19 protein-coding genes and 1 tRNA gene are annotated in these 17,615 nt (G+C 64.2%); 9 read left to right on the top strand and 11 right to left on the bottom strand.

The genetic code is table 11. The features are described from left to right. From ACE04A_RS29890 to ACE04A_RS29880, 3 genes are all read left to right on the top strand, one after another. Positions 1-814: TAXI family TRAP transporter solute-binding subunit (locus tag ACE04A_RS29890; RefSeq protein ID WP_485820807.1), on the top strand; the 814-nt coding region annotated here is incomplete at its 5' end. 42 nt (positions 815-856) lie between these two features. Then, positions 857-1,123 (top strand): hypothetical protein, encoded by a 267-nt coding sequence (locus ACE04A_RS29885; RefSeq protein WP_100853161.1) that lies wholly within the window; start codon positions 857-859, stop codon positions 1,121-1,123. A 6-nt stretch (positions 1,124-1,129) separates the two neighbouring features. Further along, complete coding sequence (locus tag ACE04A_RS29880; protein ID WP_259253024.1) at positions 1,130-1,582, top strand: YaiI/YqxD family protein; 453 nt, start codon at positions 1,130-1,132, stop codon at positions 1,580-1,582. Here the strand turns inward: ACE04A_RS29880 and ACE04A_RS29875 are convergent. The 7 genes from ACE04A_RS29875 to ACE04A_RS29845 all read right to left on the bottom strand — a co-directional run bounded on the left by ACE04A_RS29875 (position 1,569) and on the right by ACE04A_RS29845 (position 8,635). Further along, positions 1,569-1,736 carry a tellurite resistance TerB family protein gene (locus ACE04A_RS29875; protein WP_259253023.1) on the bottom strand — a complete coding sequence of 56 codons (168 nt, stop codon included), beginning with the start codon at positions 1,734-1,736 and terminating at the stop codon, positions 1,569-1,571. The two genes, ACE04A_RS29880 and ACE04A_RS29875, sit on opposite strands and share 14 nt — an antisense overlap. 331 nt (positions 1,737-2,067) lie before the next feature. After that, positions 2,068-2,142 (bottom strand) — tRNA-Val (locus ACE04A_RS29870). 61 nt (positions 2,143-2,203) lie between these two features. Continuing rightward, positions 2,204-2,926, bottom strand: a complete 723-nt coding sequence (dnaQ, locus tag ACE04A_RS29865) for a DNA polymerase III subunit epsilon (RefSeq protein WP_259253022.1) — start codon at positions 2,924-2,926, stop codon at positions 2,204-2,206. Between the two features lie 3 nt (positions 2,927-2,929). Beyond that, positions 2,930-6,046 (bottom strand): efflux RND transporter permease subunit, encoded by a 3,117-nt coding sequence (locus tag ACE04A_RS29860; RefSeq protein WP_279995032.1) that lies wholly within the window; start codon positions 6,044-6,046, stop codon positions 2,930-2,932. A 33-nt stretch (positions 6,047-6,079) separates the two neighbouring features. Beyond that, on the bottom strand, positions 6,080-7,165 hold the full coding sequence (locus ACE04A_RS29855; RefSeq protein WP_485820806.1) for an efflux RND transporter periplasmic adaptor subunit: 1,086 nt from the start codon (positions 7,163-7,165) through the stop codon (positions 6,080-6,082). A 176-nt stretch (positions 7,166-7,341) separates the two neighbouring features. Next, entirely contained in the window at positions 7,342-7,803 is a 462-nt protein-coding gene (gene rnhA, locus ACE04A_RS29850) for a ribonuclease HI (RefSeq protein ID WP_050449156.1), read from the bottom strand. Positions 7,804-7,855: 52 nt separating this feature from the next. After that, on the bottom strand, positions 7,856-8,635 hold the full coding sequence (locus tag ACE04A_RS29845; RefSeq protein ID WP_259253019.1) for a class I SAM-dependent methyltransferase: 780 nt from the start codon (positions 8,633-8,635) through the stop codon (positions 7,856-7,858). Between the two features lie 20 nt (positions 8,636-8,655). Between ACE04A_RS29845 and gloB the strand changes: the two genes are divergently transcribed. The 3 genes from gloB to fabI all read left to right on the top strand — a co-directional run bounded on the left by gloB (position 8,656) and on the right by fabI (position 11,810). Beyond that, positions 8,656-9,477: a hydroxyacylglutathione hydrolase gene (gene gloB, locus ACE04A_RS29840; protein ID WP_448718201.1), complete on the top strand. Its 822-nt coding sequence runs from the start codon at positions 8,656-8,658 to the stop codon at positions 9,475-9,477. 7 nt (positions 9,478-9,484) lie between these two features. Next, on the top strand, positions 9,485-10,903 hold the full coding sequence (locus ACE04A_RS29835) for a transglycosylase SLT domain-containing protein (RefSeq protein WP_259253017.1): 1,419 nt from the start codon (positions 9,485-9,487) through the stop codon (positions 10,901-10,903). Positions 10,904-11,024: 121 nt separating this feature from the next. Then, positions 11,025-11,810, top strand: a complete 786-nt coding sequence (fabI, locus tag ACE04A_RS29830; RefSeq protein ID WP_100853169.1) for an enoyl-ACP reductase FabI — start codon at positions 11,025-11,027, stop codon at positions 11,808-11,810. A 47-nt stretch (positions 11,811-11,857) separates the two neighbouring features. On the opposite strand, the gene ACE04A_RS29825 is transcribed toward fabI, so the two are convergent. Continuing rightward, entirely contained in the window at positions 11,858-12,256 is a 399-nt protein-coding gene (locus ACE04A_RS29825) for an OsmC family protein (protein ID WP_100853170.1), read from the bottom strand. A gap of 157 nt (positions 12,257-12,413) precedes the next feature. On the opposite strand from ACE04A_RS29825, the gene ACE04A_RS29820 reads away from it, so the two are divergent. Then, a complete protein-coding gene (locus tag ACE04A_RS29820) occupies positions 12,414-13,106 on the top strand; it encodes a tellurite resistance TerB family protein (protein ID WP_100853171.1) in 693 nt (230 codons plus the stop codon). A gap of 52 nt (positions 13,107-13,158) precedes the next feature. Here ACE04A_RS29820 and ACE04A_RS29815 read toward each other — a convergent pair whose 3' ends face one another. The 3 genes from ACE04A_RS29815 to ACE04A_RS29805 all read right to left on the bottom strand — a co-directional run bounded on the left by ACE04A_RS29815 (position 13,159) and on the right by ACE04A_RS29805 (position 16,111). Next, positions 13,159-14,148 (bottom strand): Bug family tripartite tricarboxylate transporter substrate binding protein, encoded by a 990-nt coding sequence (locus tag ACE04A_RS29815; protein WP_448718199.1) that lies wholly within the window; start codon positions 14,146-14,148, stop codon positions 13,159-13,161. Between the two features lie 9 nt (positions 14,149-14,157). After that, positions 14,158-15,042: a carboxylating nicotinate-nucleotide diphosphorylase gene (gene nadC, locus ACE04A_RS29810; protein ID WP_279995037.1), complete on the bottom strand. Its 885-nt coding sequence runs from the start codon at positions 15,040-15,042 to the stop codon at positions 14,158-14,160. An 82-nt stretch (positions 15,043-15,124) separates the two neighbouring features. Continuing rightward, on the bottom strand, positions 15,125-16,111 hold the full coding sequence (locus ACE04A_RS29805) for an NUDIX hydrolase (RefSeq protein ID WP_279995038.1): 987 nt from the start codon (positions 16,109-16,111) through the stop codon (positions 15,125-15,127). A gap of 177 nt (positions 16,112-16,288) precedes the next feature. On the opposite strand from ACE04A_RS29805, the gene ACE04A_RS29800 reads away from it, so the two are divergent. Both ACE04A_RS29800 and ACE04A_RS29795 read left to right on the top strand, forming a co-directional pair. Further along, positions 16,289-16,519, top strand: a complete 231-nt coding sequence (locus tag ACE04A_RS29800) for a hypothetical protein (RefSeq protein WP_050447155.1) — start codon at positions 16,289-16,291, stop codon at positions 16,517-16,519. A gap of 189 nt (positions 16,520-16,708) precedes the next feature. Next, entirely contained in the window at positions 16,709-17,416 is a 708-nt protein-coding gene (locus tag ACE04A_RS29795) for a fimbria/pilus chaperone family protein (protein WP_259253012.1), read from the top strand. Positions 17,417-17,615 lie beyond the last annotated feature (199 nt).

Genomic DNA, 17,615 nt, shown 5'->3' with positions numbered 1-17,615 from the left:
GCCCCCCCGCCAGATCCGCGTAACGCCGCTTATTACTGGCGGCGGCGCCGAGAACATCGCGCTGCTGCGCAGTGGCGACGCGGTGGTGGGGCTGGCGCAAGCCGACACCGCGCGCCTGGCTTATGAAGGCCGTGGCCCGTTCGCCGCGCAGGGGCCGTTCGGCAGCCTGCGCGCGCTGGGCAGCCTGTATCCGGAACTGGTTCACATCGTGGTGCGCGACGACCCCGCATTGCGGGGCGTGCGTGATCTGAAGGGCAAGACCATTGCGTTGGGGCCGGAAGGCTCCGCCGTGCGCGCCACATTGGAAGCTGTGCTGGCCGCCCACGGGTTGCAAGCGGGCCGCGATTACACCGTGGCGGATACGCCTTTCGCGGCGTCCTTGCCCGCGCTGAACGCCGGCTCGGTGGATGCGGCGGCTCAAGTGATCGGCGTACCCGCCACGCCGCTGCGCGATGCGCTGACCCAGGCACAGTTGAAACTGCTGCCCCTGGACCCTGCCGCCATCAAATCGCTGACGGCAAGCAACAGCGACCTGATGCCGCTGGAAATCGCCGCGGGCACGTATCCCAACCAGACCGCGCCGATCGCCACCGTCGGCACGGCGGCCCTGTTGCTCACCACGGCAGACCTGACCCGCGACGAAGCGTTGGTGGTGGTGCGCGCCGTCTATCAAACCGGCCAGGACCTGCTGGCCGCCGGCTCGGCCCAAGGTGCGCAGGTGTCGGTCGCCAATGCGCGACGCGGCCTGAGCGTGCCGCTGCACGACGGCGCCGAGGAAGGTTTGGCGGGGTTGGAGCACGCCAAGGCGCGCTGATCGCGGATGCGCTTATGATTGCGCTCCTAATCAGGAATTCCCATGAATAAATTCGACCTCCAAAAAACCCAGGCCTTGAAATTGGCCGGCCAGCTCAAGCAGTCCGCCACCCCCGACCGCTTCGGCGTGGCATCGCAGGCGCCCGATCGCCGGGAACAGCGCAAGCTGGACCAGGCGGCTGGCCTGGTGCCGTTTCCGCTGAAGCTGTCGCAGGCGCACGCTGACAAGCTGCGTGCCCTGGCGGCCGAACGCGGCGTGTCCACGAATGACATCGTGGCCGACGTCCTGCAGAAAGCCTTGGGCGAATAAGCCCGTATGCACATCTGGGTCGATGCGGACGCCTGTCCCGTAGTCATCAAAGACATTTTGTTCCGCGCGTCGCAGCGCTGGCAGGTGCCGTTGACCTTGGTGGCCAACCAGGCGCTATTCACGCCCCCTTCGCCGCTGATCCGCGCGGTGCAGGTGCCACGCGGCTTTGACGTAGCCGACGCGCACATCGTCGAACGCGCGGAACCCGGCGACCTTGTCATTACCGCCGACATTCCGCTGGCCGCCGAAGTGCTGGCCAAAGGCGCGATGGCGCTCAACCCGCGAGGCGAGCGCTATTCACCTGAAACCATCCGGGAAAGGCTGGCGGTACGCGACATGATGGAAGAACTGCGGGCCGCCGGCATCGATACGGGCGGCCCATCGTCGTTCAGCCAAGCCGACCGCAAGGCGTTCGCCAATCAGTTGGACACCCTGCTGGCGCGTCTTAATAAAAAGTGATGTAGGCCTTGTACAAGATGGTGCCGATGGCCGTGATCAGGCCAACGCCCATCAATCCCATCCCGATATTGCGGTCGCGAAAGCCGAAACCGATCAGCATCATCGCCACACCCGTGACGACAATGATCAATATGGTGTTGTTGTGGGTATACATGGACGTCTCCCAGGCGCCGACAAGCGCCGCTTCCCTATGCACGGGCAAGCACCGCTGAAGGATGCCCTTCGGCGAGTTGCCGCAAAACAATCATAGGGACGCCGGGACACGCTGGCGCACAACGGCAAGCGCCATGCTTGCGCCAAGTCAAGAAAACAAAAAAGCCAACCGGTTAGGGTTGGCTTGCTTTGCTTTTTTTTCCTTTCTTTTTTTCTTTCTTCGCTCTCCAGTTTTCCAACTGGGTTGCTAGTTCCAAAGACGCTTTGCTTTTACGCTTTACCTAGTAGACAACAGCAATGAATAAATCCCTGCGCTGTCTTCCAAGGGTCTTTGGTGGGTGGTACAAGTTTCGAACTTGTGACCCCTGCCGTGTGAAGGCAGTGCTCTACCACTGAGCTAACCACCCTGAAAGAGGCGAAATAATAGCATAGATTTAAAAACGTGCGCAAGCGGACTGCGGCGATTATTTACGCCGCCGTCACCGGCGCATCCAGCTTGCGCCACACGCACTCGCCGCCCACCGACTTGTCCAGCGCGGCCAGATAGGCGTCATGCTCGGCCAGCTCTTCATCGCTGGCCTTCAGTACGATCAGACCCGAAGCGTCAAACTTCGCCAACACGATGCCGTCGCTGCCCGCGCCATCGTTGTCGTCCACATCGATCAGCAGCGCGTCCTGGCCGCGCGTCATGGCAAGCCACACTTCCGCCAGCAATTGCGAGTCAAGCAGTGCGCCGTGCAGCGTGCGGTGCGCGTTCGAAATGCCGAAGCGGTCGCACAGGGCGTCCAGCGAATTGCGCTTGCCCGGGAACAACGAGCGGGCGTGCAACAGCGAATCGGTGATGGCTTCGCAGAACTCGGAGATCGGGCCGCGGCCCGTCTTCGCCAGTTCGGCGTTGAAGAACTTCACATCGAACGCGGCGTTGTGCGCGATCAGTTCCGCGCCCTGGATGAACTCGACGAACTTGTCCGCCACCTCGGCAAAGCGCGGCTTGTCAGACAGGAACTCCGTTGTCAGCCCGTGCACGGCCAAGGCCTCGGGGTCGCTCTCGCGGTCGGGGTTCAGGTAGATGTGCAGGTTATTGCCCGTGGGCATCCGGTTGACCAGTTCCACGCAGCCGATCTCAACGATGCGGTGACCCTGTGCGGGGTCCAGTCCGGTGGTTTCCGTGTCAAAGATGATCTGGCGCATAACTTATTCCGACGCTGCATTGGCCGACGACGGCGGCGTGTGGGCGCCCGGCGGGTGAGCCGGCGGGTGCTCCGCGCTACCGGCGTGGCCGGGTTTCTTGCGTGCGGTGGCAATCAGCGTATAGGCCACCGGCACGACGAACAAGGTCAGTAGTGTACCCAGCAACAGCCCGCCCACCAGCACCCAGCCGATCTGCTGGCGCGATTCCGCCCCCGCCCCCGTGGACAAGGCCAGCGGCACGGTGCCCAGCACCATCGCCCCCGTCGTCATCAGGATGGGACGCAGCCGCAGCACGCTGGCCTCGATCACGGCGGTGAAAAGCTCTTTGCCTTCGTCGCGCAACTGGTTGGTGAATTCCACGATCAGGATGCCGTGCTTGGTAATCAAGCCCACCAGCGTGATCAGGCCGATCTGGCTGTAGATCGACAGCGTGCCGCCCGTCAGCCACAGCGCCAGCAGCGCCCCCGTCATGGACAGCGGCACCGACAACATGATGATGAAGGGGTTGCGCCAGCTTTCGAACTGCGCGGCCAGCACCAGGTAGATGAAGGCCAGCGCCATGCCGAAGACCAGATAGATGCTGCCCGATGAATCCCGGAACTCGCGCGACTGGCCGTCCAGGTCGGTGATGATGGTGTTGGGCAGTACGTCACGCGCCACCTGGTGCATGTGCGTCAGCACCTCGCCCAGCGCGTAACCTGGCGCGACCGCCGCATCGATTTTGACCGCGCGCAGGCGGTTGAAGTGGTTCAGCGACTGCGGCGACACGCCTTCATGCACGCCCAGCAGGTTGTCCAACTGCACCATGCTGCCGTCGCGCGCCCGCACGTAGATGCCGGAAATATCCGTCGGGTTGGCGCGATCGCGCGGCGTCACCTGGACGATCACGTCGTACTGCTCGCCCTCGTCCTTGTAGCGCGTGACCTGGCGCCCGCCCAGCATGGACTCCAGCGTGCGACCCACCGTGTCCACATTAGCGCCCACGTCGGCCATCTTGTCGCGGTCCACGCGCACCCGCAATTCGGGCGTGTTCAAGCGCAGATCCGTATCCAGGTTGAGCAGGCCGGGATACTTGCGCAGCTCGGTCAGGAAGACCTCGGTCAGCCGCGCCAGCTCTTCGTACGACGCCTGGCTCATGATGATGAATTCCACCGGCTTGGACCGGGCCGACTGGCCCAGCGACGGTGGGTTGGTGGGAAACGCGCGCACGCCAGGCAGGGACGCAAACTGCGGCTGCAACTGCTGGGTGATTTCCTGCTGCTTGCGGCTGCGCTCTTCCCACGGCTTCAGGCGCAGAATGGCGGTGCCGTCCGTCACGGTAGGAAAGCCCACCGTGACCTGGCTGCCGCTTGCCTCGGAAATCTGTGAATAGAACTTCTCGATACCCAGCATGCTGTCCAGCGTGTAGTTCAGCGTGGCGCCCTCCGGCGAGTTGACGATGCCGAACACCACGCCGCGGTCTTCGACCGGCGCCAGTTCGCTTTTGACCACCGTGAACAGCACGCCACTGGCACCCGCCACCGCCACGCCTATCACCACCACCAGCCAACGATGACGCAGCGACGCGCCCAGCAGGCGGCGATAGCCGTTGCTCATGCCGTTGAGCCAGCCTTCGATCAGGTTGTACCAGCGGTTGTGATTGCTTTGATGGCGCAGCAGCACCGAGCACATCATGGGCGTCAGCGTCAGGGCCACGAAACCCGACACCAGCACCGCGCCTGCCAGCGCCAAGGCAAATTCAATGAACAGCCGGCCGGTGCGGCCCGTGGCGAAGGCAAGCGGCGCGTACACCGTCACCAGCGTCATCGTCATGGCCACCACCGCGAAACCGATTTCCTTGGACCCTCGCAGCGCCGCTTCCTTGCGCGGCATGCCGTCTTCGATATGCCGGTAGATGTTCTCCAGCACCACGATGGCGTCATCCACCACCAGCCCGATCGCCAGCACCATGGCCAGCAGAGTCAGCGTGTTGATCGAAAAGCCGAAGAAGTACATCAGCGCGCACGCCCCGACCAGCGACACGGGGATCGTGACGATGGGGATGATGCTGGCGCGCAGGTTGCGCAGGAAGAAAAAGATCACCAACACCACCAGGACGATGGCCTCGCCGATGGTGTGGAACACGGAATCAATGGAGCGCTCGATGAACACCGACGAGTCGTACGCGACGTTCAGCTTCATGCCCGCCGGCAGCGTTTCGTTCAGCCGCGTGACTTCCTGGCGCACCGCCGTGGACAGTTCCAGCGGGTTGGCGGTGGATTGCCGCGTGATACCGATGTTGATGGCGGGCTTGCCGTTAAAGCGCGAAAGGATGCGGTCGCTGGCCGCGCCGATCTCAACATTGGAGACATCGCGCAGGCGCACCGGGTAGCCCTTCACGTTCGCCACGATCACGTCTTCAAACTGCGCGGGCGTTTGCAGGTCAGTGGACGACACCACGGAAAACTCGCGGGCGCGCGATTCGATGCGGCCGGCCGGAATCTCCACGTTCTGGCTGCGCAGCGCGGCCTCTACGTCCTGCACGGTCAACCCGTAGGCGGCCAGCTTGTCGCGGTCGACATAGATGCGCATGGACGGCAGGCGTTCGCCAAACACACGCACTTCCGCCGCGCCGGGCAATACGGACAGCCGGGTCTTGATGTAGCGATTGATGTAGTCGGACGTCTGGATCGCCGAGTACGAGCCCGACTCCACCGCGATGTAGATGATGGGCTGGGAATCGGCTTCAACCTTGCCGATGATGGGCTCGTCGATCTCATCGGGCAAAAAGCGCCGCGCGCGCGAGACTTTGTCGCGCACTTCGGCGGCAGCCGCGTCCGGATCGCGCGACAGGTTGAACTTGATGTTGATCAGGCTGCGTTCGGAACGGCTGCGCGAGGTCATCACGTTCACGCCCTCGATGCCCGCCAACTGGTCTTCCAGCGGCTTGGTCACCTGGGACTCGATCACCTCGGGCGAGGCGCCCTTGTAGGTCGTATCCACCGAGACAATGGGCTCGTCGATCTTCGGATACTCGCGCACCGTCAGGCGCGAATACGAGATCAGCCCGATCAGGACAATGATCAGCGACAGAACCGACGCAAACACCGGCCGCTTGATGCAGGTTTCCGAGATACGCATGGCGTCACCGCTAGAAAGAGAGAGGGGCCGCGCTCACGAGCCGCCGCCGACGACGTTCACGGCGGCGCCGTCCGTCACGCGCTGTATGCCCGCCACCACAAGTTGGTCGCCCGCCGCCACGCCGGTCAAGATTTCGACACGGCCTTCGCGGCGCTCGCCGATGGTGACTTCGCGCCGCTCGGCCTTGCCATCCTTGACCCGGTAAACGTACTGCGTTTCCCCGGACGGCGACAGTGCGGCTTCGGGCGCCACCAGCGCCTTGTCCTGATTGAACAGCAACTGCACGCGGGCGAACATGCCCGGGCGCAGCACGGCGTCGTTGTTGGCCACCGTGGCGCGCAGCAGGATGGACCGGCCGCCCGCGTCAACCAGCGGGCTGACGGCATAGACCTGCCCTTGGCGCTCCTGCCCCGGCAGCGCGTCCAGGCGCAGCGTCAGTTGCTGGCCCACGCGCACCTTGCTCAAGTACATTTCCGGCACGCGAAAATCCACTTTCAAGGGGTCGATCGCTTCCAGCGGCGCCAGGTCCTGCCCCTGGTTGACGTAGTCACCCACGGATACGCTGCGCAAGCCGACAATGCCGGCGAACGGCGCCGAAATCGTCATCTTGTCCAGGCGTGCCTGCGCCAGCGCCACGGCCGCCTCCTGCACTTTCAGCGTGCTGGCCGACTCGTCGCGCGCCTGCTGGCTGACGAAACCCTTGCCCTGCAATTCCACAGCGCGCCGGTAATGGCTTTGCGCCAACGTCAAATTGGCGCGCGCCTGCGAAAGTTCGGCGCGCGGCACGGAATCGTCCAGCCGTACCAGCACCTGGCCCCGGGCAACCGGCTGGCCTTCCTTGAATTCAATGGCTTGGATCCGCCCCACCACTTCCGGCCGCAGCACGACGGATTCGTCCGATCGCAAACTGCCCACGGCGGACAGGCCGCGGGCGAACGGAATTTCCTTGACGGTGGCAACCTCGACCCGAACGGGAGCGACAGGCGTGACAACCGGCCGGGCGGCGCTCTGGGCGGGAGGCGTTGCGCCGGGCGCAAGCCATCGCGGCACGAAAACGCCCAATGCGGCCCCCGCGGCCAACCCGGCCGCGCCGGCGGCCAGCAGTACAGCTTTTTTCATGCGCGAATGTGGCTTTGATGCGGCGCGCCCCGGACTCCCCACTTGGACGACGCCACAGGAACTGGAATGGGGAAGGCACTGTAGCACCCGAATTTACATACTGGAACAATCCAGAAGCCGGATGAAAGAACTAAATCCGCCTCTCCAGGCGGATTTCAGGGTATTTCCCGATGTCTTCAGGCCCGCCGAGCCACTTCCACGCCCAGATTCGCCAACTGGTCGGCCCGCTCGTTGCCCTCGTCGCCCGTGTGGCCACGCACCCAGCGCCACGACACTTGGTGCCGCTGCACCTGCTCGTCCAGCGCCTGCCACAGCTCGGCGTTCTTGACCGGCTTCTTTTCCGCGGTCATCCAGCCGCGGCGCTTCCAGTTCACCAGCCACTCGGTCATGCCCTTCATCACGTACTGCGAGTCCGTGTGGATGGTGACGACGCAAGTGCGCTTGAGCGCCCGCAGGCCTTCAATGACGGCCATGAGCTCCATGCGGTTGTTGGTGGTTTGGAGTTCTCCGCCATGCAGGGTTTTCTCGTGGCCACCCGCACGCAGCAAGACGCCCCAGCCGCCCGGCCCCGGGTTGCCCTTGCAGGCCCCGTCGGTCCACATTTCCACTTTCTGGTCGATCGCTTTGTTGTCCTGCATGGTGCTGCTTGATAGTCCTTGTTCGTGCAAAGTAAGACGCGTGGCGCCGCGCTCAAGAGGGGTCAATACCATCGTCGGCGTGGCGGTTGACCACCACGGAAGCGGCGCGCGCGCGCTTGGGCTTGGTCTTCCAGGGGGCCCCGATGATACGCATGCCGGCCACGCGTTTGACGGCAGACACCATATATACCGCCCCGCCCACGCTCCACCAGCGAGCGCCCGCCGACTCCAGGAAGCCCCAGCGCTGCAGCCATTTTTCACTGCGGCAAGCCGGCGCATAGCAGCCGAACTGGCTTTCCTCGACCTCAAGCGACAGCAGCTTGAACCAGTCTTTCAGGCGCGGTAGCGACACTTGCGACGCGGGCGGTTGCGGCAGCCAGGGCTCCATGCCGGGCATGCGCGTACGCGCGCCCCACATGCTCCAGGGATTGAACCCGGAAATCACGACTCGCCCTTCCGGCACCAGCACGCGTTCGACCTCTCGCAAGACGTTGTGCGGGTCCTGCGTGCACTCAAAGGCATGCGGCAGAATCAACAGGTCCACGCTTTGGGATTCGAATGGCAGGGCCTCGGGTTCGGCGAGCACCACCCGCGATTGCCAGTCGGCAACGCTTTCCGCCGAGGGGGTTTCCGTGCCCACATAGCCCTTGAAAGGCATGCGATTGGCGCGCAGCAGATTCATGTCGGCCAGGCCGACCTGCCAGGCATAATAGCCAAACACATCCGCGACAGCCGCGTCGAACTGGGCCCGTTCCCAGGCCAGGGCGTACTGCCCCGGTGGCGTCTGGAACCATTCGGCCAGTTCTACAATCGGCGGAGTTTCTTCTGCCACGTTCTATTCCTTCGAATCTCATGCAAGCCTTGACCGCCCCCGCAGGCGGCCGCGAGCAACATGCCGCGGTCTTGCCTCTACCCGCCTTCACCGACAACTACATCTGGGCCATCGTCCATGGCGAAAACGCCGCCGTGGTGGACCCGGGCGAAGCCGGCCCGGTAGTGCAATGGCTCGAGCAGGAAGGCTTGAGGCTGCGCGCCATTCTACTCACGCACCATCACGGCGACCATGTGGGCGGTGTTCTCGAATTGTCACGCATGGCGGACCTTACCGTATACGGTCCGGCGCGGGAAAGCCTGCCGCGCTGCGATGTCGCGCTGGCCGAAGGCGACCGCGTAACGCTGCCCGAACTGGACCTGGAGCTGCGCGTGCTGGACGTGCCCGGGCACACCGCCGGGCATATCGCCTACACCGGCCGGGCGGCCGGAATAGAACCCGTTCTGTTCTGTGGCGACACGCTGTTTGCCGGGGGCTGCGGTCGGCTTTTCGAGGGAACTCCCGCGCAAATGCATGATTCCTTGGAAAAATTTTCCGTTTTACCGCCAGATACACAGGTTTTTTGCGCGCACGAGTACACTCTAGCGAACTTGCGCTGGGCATTGGCTGTGGATCCCGCCAACCGCACCCTGCATCAGTGGTATCAGCGAGCCCAGCAATTACGAGCAGAAGGTCTTCCCACGCTTCCGTCGACGATCGGTCAGGAACGCGCGACGAACCCGTTTTTGCGTACGCAGCAAGTCGACGTCATCCGTGCCGCAGCCAGCTGGGCCGGACACACTCAACCTACGCCGGTAGAGGTCTTTGCCTCCCTGCGTGAATGGAAGAACGATTTCAAGTGACCGCCTGATGAATCTATCCCGACTCCTTCTGCCACTCATGTTGGCAGTCCTCGCCGGTTGCGCAGGAACCAAAGCCCCCGACAGTAAAAACCTCACCACCAATTCCCAAGGGCGTTACATCGCCCGGGATACGTCCCGAACGGTTGACCTGACCAACCCGCCGAGCGACGCCTGGGACCGCATCCGCCGCGGTTTCGCCATCCCCAACCTGAACACCGAGCTCTCGCAGCAGTGGACCGACTACTACGCGTCCCACCCCGAGGCCGTTCAGCGCATGGCCGAGCGCGCGGGCAAGTACCTGTACTTCATCGTCGACGAAATCAACCGCCGTGGCCTGCCCACGGAATTGGCGCTGCTGCCCTTCGTGGAAAGCGCCTACAACCCCACCGCCCTGTCGCGCGCGCAGGCCTCGGGCCTGTGGCAGTTCGTGCCGGCCACCGGCCAGCACTTCAACTTGAAGCAGGACTGGTGGCGTGACGAACGCCGCGATCCCATCGCGTCGACCAACGCCGCGCTGGACTATCTGGAAAAGTTGTTTGAGATGCAGGGCGACTGGTACCTGGCGCTGGCGTCCTACAACTGGGGCGAAGGCTCGGTGCAACGCGCCATGGCCAAGAACGAAGCGGCCGGCCAGAACACGGACTACCTGTCCCTGAACATGCCCAGCGAAACCCGCAACTACGTGCCCAAGTTGCAAGCCATCAAGAACATCATTGCCGACCCGCAGCGCTATGCGGTGGCGCTGCCCCCCGTGGGCAACACGCCCTACTTCGTGACGGTGCAGAAGAACAGCGACATCGACGTTGAAATCGCCGCCAAGCTGGCCGAGATGCCGGTGGACGAATTCAAGGCGCTGAACCCGTCGTTCAACCGCCCGGTCATCCGTGGCGATCACGGTCCGACCCTGCTGCTGCCGGCCGACCGCGTCGAGATCTTCAACGCCAACCTGACGAACTACAAGGGCGACCTGAGCGCCTGGAAGATCTATCACTCGCGCCGTGGCGAATCCTACGCCGCGATTGCGAAGCGCTTTGGCGTGACGCTGGCCGAACTGCGTGAAACCAACGACATCAGCTCGCGCCAGAAGTCCGCGTCGGGCCAGGCTCTGCTGGTGCCAGGCGAACCCGGCAACGCTGGCGTGCAACTGGCATCGCTGGCAGCACCGGTGGGCGCGCTGGAGCAGGCGCCGTCCGACAACAAGGCGGCCGCCCCGCGTGGCCGAGCCGCCCCGGCGCCCGCCGCCCGCGTGGCCAGCGCCCGCCCCAATGTGCGCACCCACAAGGTCCGCCAGGGCGACACGCTGTTCTCATTGGCCAAGCAGTACGGCACCTCGGTCGATGCCTTGCGTGCCCTGAACAACCTCAAGGGCAGCGCCCTGAAGATCGGCACCCCTTTGCGCGTGCCGGGCACCAACGCCCGCGGCTGATATTCGCCAGTCGTCCACACAGAACGGCGCCCCCAGCGGGCGCCGTTTTTACAACTGCGCGAAGCCGCCAAACTCCTTAAAATGGGCGGTCTTTCAGCAGGAAAAAACTAAAGGAACCATCATGGGCTTTCTCGCCGGCAAGCGCATTCTCGTAACGGGAGTGCTTTCAAACCGATCCATCGCCTACGGCATCGCGCGCGCCTGTCACAAGCAAGGCGCCGAACTGGCGTTCACCTATGTGGGCGACCGCTTCAAGGATCGCGTGGTCGAATTCGCCGCTGAATTCGGCAGCAAGATCGTGCTGCCTTGCGATGTGGCCGAAGACAGCCAGATTGAAGGCGCCTTCACGGAACTGGCCCAGCACTGGGACGGCCTGGACGGCCTGGTGCATTCCATCGGCTTCGCCCCCCGCGAAGCCATCGCCGGCAACTTCCTTGATGGCCTGTCGCGTGAAGGCTTCCGCATCGCCCACGACATTTCCGCCTACAGCTTCGCCGCCATGGCCAAGGCCGCGCTGCCGCTGATGGAAGGCCGCAACGGCTCGGTGCTGACCCTGACCTACCTGGGCGCCGAGCGCGTGGTTCCCAACTACAACACCATGGGCTTGGCCAAGGCATCGCTGGAAGCCAGCGTGCGTTACCTGGCCACGGCGCTGGGCCCGCGCGGCATTCGCGCCAACGGCATTTCGGCCGGTCCCATCAAGACGCTGGCCGCAAGCGGCATCAAGGACTTCTCGTCCATCCTGAAGTTCGTGGAATCGCAGGCGCCGCTGCGCCGCAACGTCACCATTGACGACGTGGGCAATGTGGCCGCGTTCATGCTGTCGGACCTGGCCGCCGGCGTCACCGGCGAGATCACCCATGTGGACGCCGGCTTCTCGACCGTCGTCCCGGGCATGGAAGACTGATTCTTCACCTGGGGCGGGGCGGTTTACCTCCCCACCCCAGGGCCGGCTCAAGCCGGCCGCACCACCAGCGTGGACACCTGCACGTCCACCGCCGTCATCAGCTTGTGGATCGGGCATTTCTCGGCCACGGCCAGAAGCTCATCGATCTGGGCGTCTGACAGCTCACCATGCAGCGTCAGCTTGGCCGTCAGGCGATACACGCCCTTGCGCTCCTCGCTGGCGTCGCGCACCACCTCCACATCCACCGACTTCAGCGGCAGCTCCTTGCGCTGGGCGTAGACCATCAGCGTCATTGCCTTGCAGCCACCCAGCGCGGTGTCGAAATAGTCATGCGGATCGGGGCCCTCTCCTTGCGGCCGCGGCATCGCCAGCGGCAAGTCGTGGCCCTCGGCCGTGGCGGTGAATTGCAACGTGTCGGGTGCATTCTGATGGACGCGGATGCTCATGAATCGGATCTCCTGGAGTTGGCATCCGTTGCGGACGCCGCAAGCCCACTTGTAGCATCCGCCGGCGTCATCCACACCTGACGGAATGCTGAACTTATTCTTGAGCCACTGGTCGGATATCCCTATCCGCAATTCACGAACTGACTTAGGGGGACGCATGAGCGCCAGACAACTTCTTGATCAATTGCTGCAATCGGGCCAAGGCCTGCTTTCGGACGCCACCAACCGCGTGCAAGGCGCGACGGGCGGCTCGGCAGGCGGCAAGGGTTCGTTCCTGACCGGCCTGGGCGGCGGTGCGCTGGGAGCAGGCGCGCTGGGCTTGCTGATGGGCAGCAAGAAGGCACGCAAGATCGGTGGCAAGGTTGCCATGTATGGCGGCATGGCGGCGCTGGGCGCGCTGGCCTACCGCGCTTATGGCGACTGGCAGCGCAACCAGGCCGGTGGCGCGCAAGCCGCGCCGCCTCAAACCCTGGACCGCCTGCCCGCGCCCGAGGCCGAGCAGCACAGCAACGCCGTGCTGACCGCCATGATCGGCGCGGCCAAGGCCGACGGCCACATCGGCCCCGAAGAACGCGGCCTGCTGGAAACCGAATTGGCCAAGCTGTCTTCCGACGCGCAAGACCGCCAGTGGCTGGAAACGGAATTGTCGCGGCCGCTGGACCCGGCTGCCGTGGCCCAGTCCGCCAAAACACCCGAAATGGCCGCCGAAATGTATCTGGCCAGCCTGCTCGTCGTGGACGAGGAAAGCTATATGGAACGCGCCTATCTGGACGAATTGGCGCGTCAGCTTCGGCTGGAACCCGGCTTGAAGGAAAAGCTGGAACAGCACGCCAAAAGCGCGGTCGCCTGATCGGCAGAGATGGCGTCAGCACACCGCCGACGCCATCGACACCACCGCCCTGTCAATCCGCGCGCAGGCCGATGGACGCCGTCAACGCCGTATAGCGGTCGATGTCAGCATTGATCATCGACTGAAACTCTTTCGGTGTGCTGCTGGCGGGCGTGAAACCTTGTTCGCGCAGCGCGGCCTGCATCTCGGGCCGCCGCACGATCTTCGTCACGGCGGCGTTCAGTTTGTCGACCACGGCGCGCGGCGTGGCGGCTGGCGCCAGCAAGCCATGCCACTGGTCCAAGGCGTAGCCCGCAACGCCCTGCTCGGCAACCGTGGGCACGGTGGGCATCAACGGCGAACGCGCTGGAGACGTCACCGCCAACGCGCGCAGCTTGCCCGCGGCAATCAGCGGCGCCGCGCTGGACGCCGTCACGACACCCATCGCCACCTGGCCTGCCGTCACATCCTTCAGCGCGGGGCCACATCCCTTGTAAGGCACTTGCTGCAGCACCGCGCCGCTGGCTCGCGCCAGCATTTCCCCCGCTAGGTGTTGCGGCGTGCCGTTGCCGCACGATGCGAACGGCAAGGGTGTGCCCGGCACAGCCACGGCCAGCGCATCGCCCAAGGTTTGCAGCGACGATGCGGCCGGCACCACGAATACGGACGGCACGAACGCCACATTGATCACGGCGGCAAAATCCTGCTTCGGCGAAAAATCCAGGTTCCGATAGACCCCGGGATTGATAGCGAATGAACTGTTCACCATCAACACCGTGTAGCCATCTGGCGGCGCCTCGGCCACGATGCGTGCGCCGATGTTGCCGCTAGCGCCGGGCCGGTTTTCGACGATCACCGGCTGACCCAGTTGTTCTTGCAGGCTGGCGCCGATGCGACGCGCCAGCAAATCCGTGCCACCGCCCGGCGGAAATGTCACCACGATTGTGATGGGGTGCGTGGGGTAGGTGGCGTCGACCGCCGCATCGCCCGACGGCGAATTGCCGCAGGACGCCAGCGCAAAAACGGTACCCAAGGCAAGACTAGTTCGAAGCAGGCTTTTCATGATGGGCTCTCAGGCGTCCAGGCCGATGTCCAGCACCTTGGCGCTGTGGGTCAACCAGCCGACGGCAATCTGGTCCACACCGGTGGCGGCCACGGCGGCGGCGGTCTCGGGCGTGATGCGGCCCGAGGCTTCGGTTATGGCCCGGCCACGCGCCATGTCGACGGCGCGGCGCAGGTCGTCCAGGCTCATGTTGTCCAGCAACACCACGTCCACGCCTAGCGACAGCGCCACTTCCAGTTGCGCCAGCGTGTCCACTTCCAGCTCGATCTTGACCATGTGGCCCACGCCCGCGCGGGCGCGCTGCACGGCGTTGGCAACGCCGCCCGCCAGTGCTATGTGGTTGTCTTTGATGAGCACGGCGTCATCCAGGCCAAAACGGTGGTTGCTGCCGCCGCCCACGCGCACCGCGTACTTCTGCACGGCGCGCAAGCCCGGCAGGGTCTTGCGAGTGCAGGTCACGCGCGCGCCGTAGCTGGAAATGGCACGCGCAATCGACGCCGTCGCGGTCGCCACACCGCTCAGGTGGCACAGGAAGTTCAGCGCCACCCGTTCCGCGGTCAACATCGCTCGGGCATTGCCATGCAAACGCGCAATCTCGGTGCCCGGCGACAGGTCGGCGCCATCGCGCAGCGATGCGCTGAAGCGGATGGCTGGGTCCATGGCTTGAAACGCCAGGCGCGCCAGGTCCAAACCGGCCAACACGCCCTCTTGGCGTGACACCAGCCGGGTTTCGGCGATGGCGTCGGCCGGCACGATAGCGTCGGTGGTCAGGTCACCGGCGCGGCCCAGGTCTTCGAGCAAGGCGGCTTGAACCAGCGGCACGAGCATGATGTCCGGCAGAGGCGGGACAGTCAGGCGAAAGGCATTCGTAGGCACTTCGGCATTAATGCTCATTTTGAGTATTTATGAGTTAAAAAAAGGCGCGCAGAGGTTGCGCACTAGTTATGCTAAATACGAGCATAAGCCTTGTCAAGCGTCATAAGGTCCGGGACAAGGGCAATTTGCTGCCGGCAATGGCGCGTTCCAGCAGCACGTCGCGCCGGAAACGGAACAGCTTGGCCGGACGGCCCGCCGTGCCCGTCGCCATCTCGCCCGTTTCTTCAACCAACGCCTGCTGCTCGATCAGGCGACGGAAATTCTGTTTGTGCAGTGCCCTTCCCGCCAAAGCTTCAACCGCCAATTGCAGTTGCAGCAAGGTGAACTGGGCCGGCATCAATTCAAACACCACGGGCCGGTACTTGATCTTGGCGCGCAGGCGCGCAATGCCGGTCGCCAGAATGCGGCGGTGATCGTGGCGCATCGGCTCACCGGGCAACACGGCCTTGCCGCCCCCGCGCCGCACGGCCTCGGGCACCGCCCCCGCCTCGAACAGAAGCTCGTAGCGCTGCAACACCATATCTTCATTCCATGCCGCGCCGTCCAGGCCGAAGGTGATGGCGGCACGCTGCTGGCGGCGCGTGCGCACGGCGGGGTCAGCGCTGGCCTCGCACCATTGCGCCAACCACGGCACGATCAAATCCTCGACCAATGCGGGCGCGCCGGCCCGCCGGTCTTCCCACGGGAAATAGCGGTACCAGTCTTGCCAGCCAACCTGCGCCACGCCGGTTTCGCCGGCTTCGCGCGTCAGGCCCAGATAGCTGACCGACATGACGCGCGCGCCCGATTCGTCGGAACGGTCGCCGTCGGCAAAGGTGTAGAGCTGTTCTACATAGCCCAGCGGATGGTGGGTTTGCGTTTCCACCCAGGCGCGCAGGCCGGCTTGCAAGGAACGATGCGATAGTTCGAACGGCCCGGCCGGCAAGGCGCTTGCGTCATCCGTGGTCAACACGCGCGGCTCGCCATTGGTCACGGCCACCAGCACGGCGACGAGTTCGGTATGGACGGAGCGTTCGACGGATTCGGTCAAGGATGGAGGTCGCGAAGGGTGGACGAAGGGGTGAGCAAAGGGCGTAAGCAAGCGCATTGCACGGGCCTCGCCGCGAAACGGCGAGGAGCCGGAATTATAAGGTTCTGGCGCTGCAACAGCCCCTTGCAAACGTGACAGGCCGGATGGCCGCCAGAGCGTGCCCAAGGTCTAAGATAAACCGCAGGTACACAGGCGCGTCGCCATCCTGGGACGCCCGCAAGCGGAGCAAGAGCCATGTTGAAAACTGCCCCCGACCCCCAAGCGCCGGCCAACCCCAAGGCCGTCGACCCACGCCCCCCCACCGACCCGCGCAAAGGCACGGAAACGCTACCGATGCCGGACCAAAGCAAGCAAGTGGCTGGCATGCCACGCGACGGACGCGCCATTGCGCAACCCGGCGAACCCGGCGTCATCACGCCCGAGGACGATGTGCTGGATACGTCCTACGAGAACCGCAAAACCTGACGCGGCGCAACGAGCGATGATGCGCTAGCCGCATCGACACGGTTAGCGTGCGGGCCGGACCGGCAACGGTTCGGCCCGCTGCACTTGAACACGGGAAATAGGCGCTCGCCTATATCAAGCAGGGGGCACCCGTTTCTACACTGCTACGCTTTCAAGGCCCTTTGGGCCGATGCCTTAGCGATATCCCCCATGTTCAAAAATTCCTTTCCGCGCATCGTCGCGGCATCTCTATTTGCCCTCCTTTTCCCCACCAGCCAAGCCCTTGCAATGGGCATCCAGCCTGAAACGTCGGTCGTGCTCGTGCACGAAAATACCGGCGAAGGCACCATCGGCATCAAGAATACGGGTGACGAACCCGTGCTGCTGATCTCCACGATCGAACACATTACCGAAGACCAAGACAATTGGGTCATGGTGTCGCCGCCCGCTGCCGTGGTGGCTCCCGGCAAAACGCAGTTGGTGCGCTTTTTGCTCACGCATGACAAGCCGCTGGACGTGCAGCGCATGAAGCGCGCCATCTTCGAAGGCATTCCGCAAACCGGTGAACAAGGCAACAAGCTGCACCTGACCATCCGACAGGACCTTCCGCTGATCGCGCTGCCCAAGAAGGTCGCCAACGACAACGCCCCGTGGCGCTCGCTGCAATGGGCCGCGCACGACGGCAAGCTGACGGTGCACAACCCCAGCCCCTACGTCGTGCGCATGGACCAACGCGTCAATGTGCAGCCGTCGGATCAGGCGCTGATCCTGCCCAAGACCTACATCTTGCCGGGTGAAACGCTACAGCTGGCCGGCACAGACGCCCCCCTGCAAGCGGGGCAGTCAAGCGTTCGCCTGTATCCCGCCAGCGTCTACGGCTATCAAGTCTCGTCTTTCGACGCGCCGATCAAGAACTGACGGCATCACTCTGCCCCCACGGGGCATCAACTCGCTTGGCCATGCTCGCAAGATCCGGCACCCGGGTCTTGCGGGCGTTGCGCGCCGGCTCCACTCATGGTTTTTCATGTTCTGCACCCGCTTACGCAATGCTCGCGGTGGTGCCTTCGTCGCCGCGAGCCTCCTGCTGTGCCTGCACCGGGCTGCCATCGCGCAGCCC

The sequence above is a fragment of the Achromobacter colocynthidis genome (genome assembly GCF_057334535.1).
The sequence above is the reverse complement of the archived record's forward strand: the minus strand, read 5'-3'. Positions and strand labels throughout refer to the sequence as shown.